Origin of the sequence: Nocardioides ginsengisegetis, from assembly GCF_014138045.1 — a bacterium.
GTDB classification, from domain to species: Bacteria; Actinomycetota; Actinomycetes; order Propionibacteriales; family Nocardioidaceae; genus Nocardioides; species Nocardioides ginsengisegetis.
In genome coordinates this window covers 3,795,582-3,807,406 of record NZ_JACGXA010000001.1, presented here as the reverse complement: position 1 = coordinate 3,807,406, position 11,825 = coordinate 3,795,582, and the positions used below count along the sequence as shown (strand labels likewise).

Annotated in this window: 11 protein-coding genes; 5 read left to right on the top strand and 6 right to left on the bottom strand. The window is 72.0% G+C overall.

Annotated elements, in window-relative coordinates; genetic code table 11:
* Nucleotide 1: 1 nt before the first annotated feature.
* Complete coding sequence (locus FB382_RS18435) at nt 2-205, bottom strand: cold-shock protein (protein WP_125036838.1); 204 nt, start codon at nt 203-205, stop codon at nt 2-4.
* Between the two features lie 196 nt (nt 206-401).
* The gene (locus FB382_RS18430) at nt 402-743 is read right to left on the bottom strand and encodes a TraR/DksA family transcriptional regulator (protein ID WP_182541122.1); all 342 of its coding nucleotides are present in this window, start codon (nt 741-743) and stop codon (nt 402-404) included.
* A gap of 47 nt (nt 744-790) precedes the next feature.
* On the opposite strand from FB382_RS18430, the gene FB382_RS18425 reads away from it, so the two are divergent.
* Complete coding sequence (locus FB382_RS18425) at nt 791-1,102, top strand: hypothetical protein (RefSeq protein ID WP_182541121.1); 312 nt, start codon at nt 791-793, stop codon at nt 1,100-1,102.
* Nucleotides 1,103-1,112: 10 nt separating this feature from the next.
* On the opposite strand, the gene FB382_RS18420 is transcribed toward FB382_RS18425, so the two are convergent.
* A complete protein-coding gene (locus tag FB382_RS18420) occupies nt 1,113-4,034 on the bottom strand; it encodes an AAA family ATPase (RefSeq protein WP_182541120.1) in 2,922 nt (973 codons plus the stop codon).
* A gap of 187 nt (nt 4,035-4,221) precedes the next feature.
* Here FB382_RS18420 and FB382_RS18415 point away from each other — a divergent pair, with 187 nt between their 5' ends.
* Nucleotides 4,222-4,458: a hypothetical protein gene (locus FB382_RS18415; RefSeq protein WP_182541119.1), complete on the top strand. Its 237-nt coding sequence runs from the start codon at nt 4,222-4,224 to the stop codon at nt 4,456-4,458.
* 19 nt (nt 4,459-4,477) lie between these two features.
* Here FB382_RS18415 and FB382_RS18410 read toward each other — a convergent pair whose 3' ends face one another.
* Genes FB382_RS18410 through FB382_RS18400 form a run of 3 tightly spaced genes read right to left on the bottom strand, consistent with a single transcriptional unit; the run spans nt 4,478 to nt 7,294 of the window.
* Nucleotides 4,478-4,987: a flavin reductase family protein gene (locus tag FB382_RS18410; protein WP_182541118.1), complete on the bottom strand. Its 510-nt coding sequence runs from the start codon at nt 4,985-4,987 to the stop codon at nt 4,478-4,480.
* The gene (locus FB382_RS18405; protein ID WP_182541117.1) at nt 4,980-5,744 is read right to left on the bottom strand and encodes a pyrimidine reductase family protein; all 765 of its coding nucleotides are present in this window, start codon (nt 5,742-5,744) and stop codon (nt 4,980-4,982) included. The genes FB382_RS18410 and FB382_RS18405 overlap by 8 nt, the downstream gene beginning before the upstream one ends.
* A 56-nt stretch (nt 5,745-5,800) precedes the next feature.
* Complete coding sequence (locus tag FB382_RS18400; RefSeq protein ID WP_182541116.1) at nt 5,801-7,294, bottom strand: MDR family MFS transporter; 1,494 nt, start codon at nt 7,292-7,294, stop codon at nt 5,801-5,803.
* A gap of 155 nt (nt 7,295-7,449) precedes the next feature.
* On the opposite strand from FB382_RS18400, the gene FB382_RS18395 reads away from it, so the two are divergent.
* From FB382_RS18395 to FB382_RS22995, 3 genes are all read left to right on the top strand, one after another.
* Entirely contained in the window at nt 7,450-8,106 is a 657-nt protein-coding gene (locus tag FB382_RS18395; protein WP_343055663.1) for an acyltransferase, read from the top strand.
* A gap of 937 nt (nt 8,107-9,043) precedes the next feature.
* On the top strand, nt 9,044-10,177 hold the full coding sequence (locus FB382_RS18390) for an HNH endonuclease signature motif containing protein (protein ID WP_246377248.1): 1,134 nt from the start codon (nt 9,044-9,046) through the stop codon (nt 10,175-10,177).
* Nucleotides 10,178-10,234: 57 nt separating this feature from the next.
* Complete coding sequence (locus FB382_RS22995) at nt 10,235-11,650, top strand: glycosyltransferase (RefSeq protein ID WP_182541113.1); 1,416 nt, start codon at nt 10,235-10,237, stop codon at nt 11,648-11,650.
* Nucleotides 11,651-11,825 lie beyond the last annotated feature (175 nt).

The following is an 11,825-nucleotide window of genomic DNA, read 5'->3' as shown; positions in this document are numbered from 1 at the left end:
ATCAGGAGACGCGGACGTTCTCGGCCTGGGGACCCTTCGGGCCCTTGGCGAGGTCGAACTCGACCTTCTGGTTCTCATCGAGCGACTTGTAGCCGCCGGACTGGATGGCGGAGAAGTGGACGAACACGTCCTCGCCGCCGTCCTCCTGCGAGATGAAGCCGAAACCCTTGTCAGCGTTGAACCACTTGACGGTGCCCTTGGCCATGATCTGTTCCCTTGTTCTCGTGCCGGGGGCGAGGTGCCCCCGAGCTGCTGAAGACATCCACCTGTGCTGATGTCCAGCGAACGGAAACCAGGAGTACGAGACACAAGCCGCGACATCGTGTGCGGCCAGGACGACTTGCAGAGCCGTCCCTTCAACTCCAGCGACGATACGGCATCGGCCGCGTTCCCGGGCTTCGTCAGAGCGCGGAGGCACAGCCGATGCACGTGGCCGCCGCCGGCCGCGCCTCGAGCCGGGCCTTCCCGATGGGCTGTCCGCACCGCTCACAGGTCCCGTAGGTGCCGTCCTCCAGGCGCTGGATGGCGGCCTCGACCTCGGCCAGATGACCCCGCACCTGCAGCACGAGCGCCGAGACCTGCGACCTCTCGAACGCGATCGTCGCGCCCTCCGGGTCGTGCTCGTCGTCGGCGTTGCTGTCCCGGGACGCCGCCACCACACCCTCGAAGTCGCCGGTCAGGGCCGCCAGGCGCAGGAGCGCCACCCGGCGTTCGGCGTCGAGCAGGTCGCGGGCCGTGTCCATCCGCCCATGCTGACATCGCCCGCACAGGGTCTGGGTACGTTCTGAGGGTGACCTCCTCCGCGACGACCGCCCCGAGCCCCGCCGCCCGTCTGACGTCCGGGTCCTGGTGGTTCCGCTCCCCGGACGGGCGGCTGACCCTGTGGCAGCTGCCCAACCCGGCGCTGTGCGTGTGGCTGGCCGCGGTGGTGCTGGGCAGGTTCGACCTCTCGACCACGCACGCGACCGCCGTCGCCGGGATCCGGCACGGAGCGCTGCTGGTGTGGGCGCTCGACGAGGTCGTCCGCGGCGCGAGCCCGTTCCGGCGCGTGCTCGGCCTGGTCGTCCTCGTGGCCCAGCTGGTCTCGCTCGTCCAGGCCTGAGCCGCCCACCTCACCTCGTCGCGGCGATCGCGCTGAGCAGGGGGACGTGCTCCCTGGCCTGCCGACCCGCCTTGCGCAGCAGCGTGGCGGCCGTGGAGGCCTGACCTCCGGCGAGCGCGACCTGCGCCGCGCGCCAGCGGGCGTACGCCGCTTCGTGGGGGCGGTGGATCCTGTCCCACGCGGACGCGGCGGCCACCCAGGGCTCGACCGACTGCTCGCCGGTGAGGCGCGCCAGCTCCGCGGCGTACGTCGCGTCGAAGGCGGACGTGGCCACGTTCCGGATGCAGTAGTCGTCGAGGGGGAGCGCGTCCGCGTCCGCGCGCGCCCGGTGCAGCCGATCCACGAGCTCGGCACGCTGTCGGCGACGGGCGGCGGTGCCGGTCTGCGCGACGATGTCGGCGGCCGCCCGGGCCATGAGCATGAACGTGTCGGAGCCGGGCGGCGGCACGCTCGCCGGGGCCCGCCACTCCAGGTCGGCGAGCAGCTGGTCCAGTGCCTGACGGGGCCGGCCGCACCACAGCTCCACCTCGGCGGCCCAGGGGACGAACCAGGACCGGATGGTGGGGACCATCTCGTCGAGCGCACCGAGCCGGCTCACGGCCCCCGGTTCACCCCGCAGCGCGTCGAGCCGGGCGCGCTGCAGGCGGAGGGGATACCGGTCGTTGCCCGACGTGTCGTCGGTGACCGGGTCGATGAGGGCAGCGGCACGGGCCACCTGTCCCTCGCGCAGGAATGCCTCCGACACGTTGACGAGCAGCATCGACGTCAGGAAGTCCTCGATGCCCCAGGTGGCCGCGGCCTCCAGCCCTCGCCGCGCGGCCTCCTCGACCGTGTCCGCGTCGGCGCCCTCCTGCAGCAGCATGTCGGTGTGGGCCAGGGCCGCCTCGATGTCGCCCACCGGGTCGGGACGGGGGAGGACCAGCGCCGCCTGGGCGGAGATCCGCGCGACCGCGTCCATCCGGTCGCCCGGCAGGTAGTAGTCGTGGCGGGCCTGGGCGACACGGTATCGGCGCTGAGCAGCCGGGTCGTCGAGCGCGAGGCTGACCTCGACCGCCCTGGCGAGGTCGGCCACGGCCTCAGCGGACCGGCCAAGGTTGATCTGGGCCGTGGCCCGCTCGTTGAGCGCTCGCGGATACCCCGCGAACGGTGGCAACTGCTCGTAGAGGGCGATCGACCTGTCCAGCAGCGGCAGCCCCGCCGCCGGTTGCTGGAAGAAGGTGCGGTAGCCGCCCACCCGGCCGTAGAGGTCGGCCGTCTCGTCCGACGACAGGTCCGACGCCCACGCGAGGGCCCCCTCGAGGAGGTCCACGGAACGCCCGATCTGGCCCGAGCCCTCCAGGGCGTCGGCGGTCGCGGCGTACGCCGTCCACCGGCTGATGGGCGGGGAACCGGCGGTCGCGGCGTCGGGCGGCCACAGCTCCAGGACGCGCAGCCACTGCTCCGCGGCGCCGGCCATCGCGAACCGGTCCTCGGCTGCCCGCGCGGCTCGGATCCGCCAGACCAGCTCCTGCGCGGGGTCGTCGGCGGCCTGCCAGTGCGTCGCGATCTCCGCCGGCGACGGGTCCGGTCCCGCGGCGAGCGCCTCCGCGAGCCGGCGGTGCTGTTCCGCGGCCTCGCCGGCGACCAGGCGGCGACGGATCGCCTCGGCGAGGAGAGGGTGGCGCAGCTCGACCTCGCGCGGTCGCGAGGGCTCCGTCAGCAGGCGTCGTGCGGCGAGGTCGCGCAGTCCGCTCGCGAGGCCTGCAGGAGGCAGTTGCGTGACGTCGGCCAGCTGGCTGTCGGTCAACGCCCGGTCGGCGACACCGAGGGCGCCGGCCACGGCCCAGGCCCCGTCTGCCAGACCCTCGAGGCGTCGGTCGAGCAGGTCGACCAGGAGCCGGGGCAGGTCGCCCGAGCCCTCGGGCGTCGCCGAGAGCTGGTCGGTGAAGAGGGGCTGACCCAGCGTGCGCTGGTAGACGCGGTCGACCAGGTCCGGATCGGCAGGGTGGGACAGCAGCAGCGCGAGCTGCTCCCCGGTCTCGTCACGGCTCAACGGGGCGAGCTCGAGGACGTCGGCGTCCGGCAGCCGGCGTACGACGGTGAACCAGTCGAGCGTGGCCGTGGCTGTGGCGGGGTCGTCCAGCCGCCACGTCCCGAGCAACGGCCACCTCGCGCCCCGGGCGAGCAGGTGCTCGAGCAGGTCGAGGGTGCCGGAGTCCGCCCAGTGCAGGTCCTCGATCAGCACCGCGAGCGGCCGGATGCCGGCGAGGGCGCCCAACGTCGCCCCGACGGCGGTGAACAGGCGTTGCCGGGACCAGTCGCCCTGGGGCTCGGCCCCGAGACCGGTCGCGTCCAGCTCGGGCAGCAGTGCCCGCAGCGCCCCGGGCACGAAGGCGGCACACTCGGCCAGCGCCTCCTTGAGCCACTGGCCCTCGTCGACCGCGTGGACCGCCCTCAGCACGTCGGCGATCGGCAGGAACGGGACCTCGGTGGACAGCGGCAGGCAGCTGCCTCGGGCCACGAAGACGTCCCCCGCCTCGACGGTGGCGGCGGTGTCGACGAGCCGGGTCTTCCCCAGCCCGGCCTCGCCGGCCACGAGCAGCAGGCCGCTGCCGGACTCGAGGTGCTTGCGCACGACGGCGAGCTCGCGGCGGCGGCCCGCGATCCTGGGCTGGGCTGGGCCGGTCACTTCGGTCGGCGTGCTGGCGGCGAGCCAGAGGGAGTGGAACTGCCCGACCTCGCCGTGCATCGCCTCGACCAGCACCTCGAGCACGCCCCAGGCGGGCAGCCGGGGTGCGGAGAAGACGCCGGAGACGGTGGTGTGGCTGCATCCCGCCTCGCGGGCCAGGACCCTCAGGCTCGGCCAGCCGGACCGGTGGTGCAGGTCGTGGAGCGCGTCGTTCAGGTCCCGCTGGGCTCCCGGCGGGATCGCGGGTCGCGGCAGTGCACCCACGTGACCTCCCGGGACAGGTACGACACGTCGGATCCAGCATGCGCCGGGACGAGGCGGGTGTCCACGAGCAGTCCGGCCGTCAACTTCTGTCAGCCGGCGTCAACAGGGGGTCGCGGCGCTCGACCTTGGTGGTGTCCCCACTCCGGGGGTCAGTCCCCCGGAGGCCACTCTCCGAGAAGGAGCCACCATGAACGTCACCCTTGCGGCCGTCGTGTCCGTCACCGCTCTCGGCGCCCTCGCCGCCCCGCCCAGCCACGCCGCCATCCCCGTGCCCGACCCGATCGGTCGCGTGGTCACCGACACCAGCCCGACGTCGTCCCCGGCTGACCCCGCCCAGGACCGGCCGTGCTTCGTGTGGCGGGCGCACTGGAACACCGCGCTCGACGGCCCCGAGCCGACCTGTTCGCCGTCGACGAGTCGCTGAACGTCAGCAACCGGGCCGCCTACGGCTGGATCGCCCGCTCCTCGCTGGCATGGCCGGGCTCGAGGTGGGCCGCGCCCGAGACGCGCAGGGGCACGAAGTCGCCGTCGCTGTGGGCCGACACGACCCGGGTGGTGAGGCAGACGTGGTCGCCGCCGTCGTCGAGGAGGGCGATTCGTTCGAGCGACATCCGGCTCGGACACGCCCTGAGCAGCGGGACCCCGTTCGGGTCCACGTCGACGTCCACGTCGGCGAACTTGTCGGTGTCCTCACCGGTCAGCGTGCCGAAGTGCTCCGCCACGGCGAAGTCCTGCGGCGTCAGGTAGTGCACCGCGAAGTGCGTGGCGCGCAGGGCGACGCGGTAGGTGTGGTTCGCCTTCGACAACCACACGCAGTAGTGCTGGGGCGTGATGCTCGACTGGGCGTGGAAGCCCACCAGGCAACCGGCCCACTCGTCGTCGGCCACCGTGGTGAGCACGACCAACGGAGGATCGACCGAGGCCATCAACGTGCTGAAGGCGTCCTCACTCATGTCCACCACCTCCCTGTGACCCGCGCTCGTAGCGCAGGAAGAGCGTGCTGTCCTCCACCATGGCGCCCTTCAGCTCGAACGCCGCGAGCCCACCGCCCGGTGGGGTGACGGCGACCGGGAGCGGGTCGCCGCCCATCACCGGGGAGATGGAGAGGCAGAGCTCGTCGAGGCGGTCCGCGGCAACCAGCTCACCGAGCCAGGTCGGTCCGCCTTCGCAGAGCACGACCCGGTGGCCGAGCTGGGCGAGCGCCTGCATCGCGGCCGCCGGCGTGACGCGGTCCTCGCCGGCCACCAGCACGACCGCCACCTTCTCGGCCTCGGCCCGGCGCACCGGATCCGCCGACGCGCAGGTGATGACAAGGGTGGGGGCGTCCTCGGGCGCCTCGGCGAACACCTTGGCGGTCCAGTCGAAGTCGAGCGACCGGCTGACCACGGCGAGTGGCGGCGTCGATGACCGACCGTCGCGCCGACGCAGCTCCTGGGCCTGCTCGTCGAGCCGCACCGGGCCGTATCCCTCGCGGCGTACGGTCTCGGCGCCGACGAGCACGACATCGGCGATCTGGCGCATCCTGCGGAACAGCGCCTGGTCCGGAGCCGTGGACAGGGAACCGACTCGACCGCCCACCGCCGCCGTGCCGTCGAGTCCGGCGACCATGTGTCCGGTCACCCAGCATTCGTGCTCGGGACGGGAGCGGTCGACGTCGAGGTACGGCGTGAGTGGATCGGACACCGCGGCGCCACGTTGCAGGTCATGCATCCGTTCACCTTAGGGGCGCGAGGCGGAGGCCGACCTCACCCGTCGCGGGCCCTCGCTCAGCCCTCGTGCTGCGTCAGCGGGACGGCCTCGGCCGGCGCGGGGAGCTGCGCCTCGGTCACGGCCTCGGGCTCGGGGACGTGCGCCCGGTTGGGCAGCTTGAGCAGCATGCCGAAGACCAGCGTGGTCAGCGCGACGCCGAACCAGAAGCCCGCCGTCATGCCCCCGACCTGGGCCGTCAGCGGGTCGTCGCCCTGGCCGAGCAGGTGGGTGGTGCGCCAGGCGATCAGGGTCGCCACGATCGCCGTACCCATCGCGCCGGCCACCTGCTGGAGGGCGCCGAGCAGCGAGCTGCCGTGCGAGTAGAGGTGCGGCGGGACGTCGCCGAGGCCGAGGGTGAAGACCGGCGTGAAGATCAGGGCCAGCGAGACCATCAGCAGCACGTGCGCGCCGAGGATCATCGGGATCGGCGTCGTGAGGCTGACCTGGGTGAGGATGCCCAGGGCCGCGATGGCCCCGAGGCCGCCGGGCACGACGAGCGGGCGGCTGCCGTGCTTGTCGAACCAGCGACCCACGCGCGGGCCGAGCAGGCCCATCGCCAGACCGCCCGGCATCATCAGCAGGCCGGTCTGGAGGGTGCTCAGGTCGCGGACGTTCTGGAGGTAAACGGGCAGGATCAGCATCGACCCGAACATGCCGGCGAAGGCGCCCGCCATGGTGAGCAGGGCGAGGCGGTACGTCGGGCGGCGGAGCGTGCGGAGGTCGAGCAGCGGTCGGTCCTCACGCTGCAGGCGCACCTGGAGCAGCACGAACGCGGCCACGAACACCAGACCGACGGCCGCGAAGATCGCGCCCTCGGTGCGGGCGTCGCCGCCGCGGCCGAACTGGGCGAGGCCGTAGACGAGCGTGCCGAAGCCGATCGCGGAGAGCAGGACGCTGGGCACGTGGAGCGACAGGGCGCGGGGTTCACCGACGTTGCGGAGCCGGGTGATGCCGACGATGCCGATGGTGGCGGCGATCGGGAGCACGATGCCGAACATCCAGCGCCAGCTGGCGACCTCGAGGATGAAGCCGGACGCGGTCGGGCCGAGGGCCGGCGCCGCGGACATCGCCAGCGTCACGTTGCCCATGACCTTGCCGCGGTCACCGGGCGCGACGATCGTCATCAGCGTCGTCATCAGCAGCGGCATCATCACCGCCGTGCCGGACGCCTGCACGATGCGCCCCAGCAGCAGCACCCAGAAGACGGGGGCCGACGCACAGATCAGCGTGCCGATGCAGAACACCGTCATCGCCAGGCCGAACGCCTGCCGCGTCGTCACGCGCTGGAGGAACCAGCCGGTGATCGGGATGACCACGGCCATCGTCAGCATGAAGGCGGTCGAGAGCCACTGGGCGGTCGTGACGTCGACGGAGAACTCGCGCATCAGGCTCGGCAGCGCGTTGAACATGACCGTCTCGTTGAGGATCACGACGAACGCTGCTGCCACCAACCAGCGAAGGACGCCGTAGTCGGGGGCCTGGTCCGTGCCCGAGGAGACCGGAGAAGACATGGGGGTCCTTCGTTCGAGAGGTGCTTGTGGTCGGCAACGCCGGACGTTCGCCCCAGCATTCCCGCTCAAGCCAACAGGATCGTGAACGCGGGCTCAACAGGATTGCCAGCCCGTCGATGGATCGCCGACGTGCGCCGGAACGCTACCGTCACTGCGTGAACCGAGTCGGTCGAGTGGTCAACGCCGTCGTCCACGCCGCCTGGCACGGCATCGACCGCGCGGGCGAGATCGTGCCGGGGACGCGCGCGGCCGAGGCCTTCGGGACCTTCGGCGCCGGCAGCAGCATCGGCTTCCCGCCGGCCACGCTCCTCAACACCGGCTCGATCCACGTCGGGGAGGACACGCTGATCGGGCGGCAGGTGACGCTGAGCGTCGGCTACGGCCCGGGCGACACCAACATCCCCGCACGCGCCCTCGTGATCGGCGACCGGTGCGTCCTCGGCGCCCGGACCAGCATCACCGCCCACTCCTCGATCGAGCTCGGCGACGCGGTGTGGTGCGGGCAGGGCGTCTTCGTCACCGATGCCAGCCACGGCTACCAGGACCCGACGCGCCCGATCGGCGAGCAGCTCGGGCCGCACCAGCCGGTGCGGATCGGGTCCGGGTCGTGGATCGGCCACGCGGCCGTCATCCTCCCCGGCGCGCAGATCGGCCGGAACGTCGTCGTCGCGGCCGGGGCGGTCGTCCGCGGGGAGGTGCCCGACCACTCCGTCGTTGCCGGCAACCCGGCTCGGGTGGTCCGGCACCTCGAGCCGGGCGTCGGCTGGGTCGGCACCGGGGGCGACGTACGGCCGGTGCTGGATGCGCTCTGATCAGGCCCGCTGCTGCTCACGTACGCCGCGTAGACCCCGGCGCTCGGCTTGGGCGTGCGCTCGAACGTCTGCCGGTCGACCGCGTGCAGACCCAGCTGGTGGCCGTAGCCGAGGACCGGCACACCGGTCGCCTCGGTGGCCGCCTCGAGCGTCGTCCGCTCGAGCTGGCGGGCGTCGCAGTAGCGGGCGAAGAGAGCCGGCGCCTCGGGGTCGAGCCAGCTGCCGCGCATGGCGGACCAGTGCGGCGACGTGGAGTGGTTGAACGTGACGATCGGGGCCATCCCGACCGATGTCCTCGCGCCATTGCTCGTAGCCGTTGCAGGCCTTGCCGGAGGGGTCCCTGACACCGACGGCACGACCTGCTCGGCGAGCCAGGTGTCGCTGTCGGTGTTGTCGCCCTCGACCTGGAGGCGGGCGACGGCGACGCCCCAGAGGAAGTCGGACGGGAAGGTGCATTCGGTCATGGGCTCAGCATTGGGGCGCGCTCGATGGTGCGGAACGTGGCATCGCCGATACCTGTCATTAGCGCCATCAGCGCCCTCGGTGGTTGAGGAGCGAGCGCCAGCGAGCGTCTCGAAACCCGGTGAACCAATCTGGGGTCTTGTTCGCCGACGTCGAGTGCGGGGCCTCGCGCCTTCGGCGCGTAGATTCATTGATTTCCGTGGTCATCGCAGGGTTCACACAGGGTGCCTCCGGGCCCTGATTCCTGGCTTTCGGCCGCCTGGCTCGACCGTCGTGATCCAGGTTTCAAATTCTCTCGATTCTTTACCTTTCTCGATCGCAAATAGGGGCTCTGGCCTGCGGTTTTGTCGGTGGTCCCTGCTGGAATTGATCCATGACAGCGATGGTCCAGCAGCCTCCTCGACACCAGGTGTCGCGCGCTGTTGCCGCTGTCCACGCAAGCTTGGACGAGGTCTCGGATGCGTCGTTGTGGTCGATGTCGACGGAGGAGGCCGCCGCGACTCTGGCTGAGGCCACCCGGATGGTCGCTCGGGCGCAGGAGATCGAGCTGCGGGTCGCCGCGCACGCCAAGATCGTCGGCGTCGGGGAGTCGGTGGGCGCGACCTCGACGACGAACTTCTGGGCCCACGCCACCCACCAGACCCGGACGTCTGCGCACGGGAAGATGCGCCTCGCGGTCGCGCTGGCCGCAAGGCCCGCCCTGCGTACGGCGGTCGCCGCGGGTGACGTGCTGGTCGAGCAGGCGCGGGTGATCGTCGATGCGGTCGAGGTCCTCCCGACCGAGCATCGCGACGAGGCCGAGGCGTTGCTGATCAAGTTCGCCGCCGAGCACGACGCGCAGGCGTTGAAGAGGCTGGGCCGACGGATCCTGGAGTTCCTGGACCCCGAGGCTGCCGAGGCCCACGAGGCGAAGCAGCTCGAGGCCGAGGAACGCGACGCCGCCCGGTCCACCAAGCTGACCATGACCGATGACGGGCACGGCAAGGTGCACGGACGGTTCACGCTGCCGTCCGCGCAGGCCGCGATGCTGAAGAAGGCGCTGCTGGCGTTCGCGGCCCCGAAGCACCGGGCCGCGGTCGACGGCGGCCTCGGTGAGCGCAGGCCCAGTGCCGAGCGGATGGGGCAGGCGTTCGTCGAGCTGATCGAGCGCTACCCGACCAAGTTGCTCCCCAAGGCCGGCGGTGTGTCCGCGACCGTGGTGGTGACGATGGACATCTCCACCCTGATGGGCGGCCTCAAAGCAGCCTCGTTGGACACCGGTGAGCGGGTCACCGCCGGCCAGGCCCGCCGGCTGGCGTGCGAGGCGGGGATCATCCCGGCCGTGCTGGGTGGGAAGTCCCAGGTGTTGGATCTGGGCCGGAAGCGCCGGTTCCACAGCGAGTCGCAGCGGATCGCGATGGCCATCGAGCAGGGCGGCTGCAACGCCGAGGGATGTGACTGGCCGCCGGGGCTGTGTCACGGGCACCACCCGATCCCCTGGAGTCAGGGCGGGGAGACCAACAAGGACGGGATGCTGCTCTGCCCGCACCACCACGCCCGGGCCCATGATCCGAAGTTCACGATGACCAAGCAGGCCGGCGGGAAGGTCGCCTTCACCAGGAGGACATAGGCCGTCTGACCAATCCTTGGGTGTCGCCGCGCGTCAGATGGGTGGACGCTGAGGGTCGTGCACGAGATTCAGATCGCCCCCGCGGACGTGGACCGCCTCACTGGGCTGCTCTCGCGCGAGCGCAAAGACCAGTTCGATGCGGTGGCTGCCGGTGCGCGCGAGCTCCTCGGGGGCCGCGTCGTCTGGAACGTCAACGCGACCGCCCACGGCGGCGGCGTGGCGGAGATGCTGCAGACGCTGCTGGCCAACGCACGCGGGGTCGGCATCGACACCCGGTGGCTGGTGCTGTCGGGGAGCCCGGAGTTCTTCGCGATCACCAAGCGCCTGCACAACGTGCTGCACGGGGAGCCGGGGGACGGGGGAGAGCTCGGCGCCGCGGAGCACGCCGTGGTCGCGGAGGCACTGCGGCCCGACCTCGCGGACATGGCGACCCTGGTGAAGCCGGACGACGTCGTCCTGCTCCACGATCCGCAGACCGCGGCGATGGTGACGCCGCTGCGCGAGACCGGGGCGAAGGTGGTCTGGCGGTGCCACATCGGTCGCGACACCCCCAACGCGCTGACCGACCTGGGCTGGGCGTTCCTGCGGCCGCTCATCGAGGCGGCCGACGCGTTCGTCTTCTCGCGCCGCAACTACGTCCCCCGGTGGATGGCGTCGGAGAAGGTGCACATCATCACGCCCTCGATCGACCCGTTCAGCGCCAAGAACGCCCCGCTCTCCGACGCCGACGCGGAGGCGACGCTCGGTTACGCCGGGCTGCTCGGCGGGGCCCGTGACCCCCGAGCCCTCACGTTCACCAAGCGCAACGGCACCGTCGGGACCACGCGGCCGCATCGGGGCCTCGACCTCACCGGGGGCACGATCCCGTGCGAGGCCCGGCTCGTGGTGCAGATCAGCCGGTGGGACCGCCTCAAGGACATGACCGGCGTCATGCAGGGATTCGCCGACGCGGGTCTCCCCGGCGACGTACACCTCCTCCTGGTCGGACCCGAGGTGTCCGGCGTCTCGGACGACCCCGAGGGAGCGGGCGTGCTGGCGGAGTGCCGGAGCCGGTGGGACGGCCTGGCTCGCGAGGAGCAGAGCCGCGTGCACCTGGTCTGCCTGTCGATGGACGACGTCGACGAGAACGCCCACCTCGTCAACGCCCTGCAGCGCCGCGCCTCGGTGGTCGTGCAGAAGAGCCTGGTCGAGGGGTTCGGGCTGACCGTCACGGAGGCCATGTGGAAGGCCCGGCCGGTGGTGGCCTCGGCCATCGGCGGCATCCAGGACCAGATCGTCGACGGGGAGAACGGGCTCCTGCTCGAGGACCCCCACGACCTCGACGCCCTGGGGCGCGCCCTGGCCCGCCTGCTCGAGCAGCCCGATCTCGCGGCCGGGCTCGGCAACGCCGCACGTGCCACGGTGCACGAGCGCTTCCTCGGCGACCGCCACCTGGAGGCGTACGCCGACCTCTTCGGGACCCTCCTCGTCTGAGGCATCGCGCCCGCCGATGCCCCGCATCACGACTGGCTGGTTCCGCGCGTGGGCAGGGCGGGTCGGAGCACTCCCGGTCCGCGGACGTCTGCCAGGCCGAGGGCGCCGGACGCTCGGATCGGGCGCCCACGAGCGGACCCCCCGCTCCCAGCAAGCCTCGACGACGATGGTCGAC

What these genes read in the sequence shown, in the direction of transcription:
- FB382_RS18430 (WP_182541122.1), bottom strand. Translation starts at nt 743, where the DNA reads ATGGACACGGCCCGCGACCTGCTCGACGCCGAACGCCGGGTGGCGCTC.
- FB382_RS18405 (WP_182541117.1), bottom strand. Translation starts at nt 5,744, where the DNA reads ATGCATGACCTGCAACGTGGCGCCGCGGTGTCCGATCCACTCACGCCG.
- FB382_RS18390 (WP_246377248.1), top strand. Translation starts at nt 9,044, where the DNA reads ATGTCGACGGAGGAGGCCGCCGCGACTCTGGCTGAGGCCACCCGGATG.
- FB382_RS18410 (WP_182541118.1), bottom strand. Translation starts at nt 4,987, where the DNA reads ATGAGTGAGGACGCCTTCAGCACGTTGATGGCCTCGGTCGATCCTCCG.
- FB382_RS18415 (WP_182541119.1), top strand. Translation starts at nt 4,222, where the DNA reads ATGAACGTCACCCTTGCGGCCGTCGTGTCCGTCACCGCTCTCGGCGCC.
- FB382_RS18400 (WP_182541116.1), bottom strand. Translation starts at nt 7,294, where the DNA reads ATGTCTTCTCCGGTCTCCTCGGGCACGGACCAGGCCCCCGACTACGGC.
- FB382_RS18435 (WP_125036838.1), bottom strand. Translation starts at nt 205, where the DNA reads ATGGCCAAGGGCACCGTCAAGTGGTTCAACGCTGACAAGGGTTTCGGC.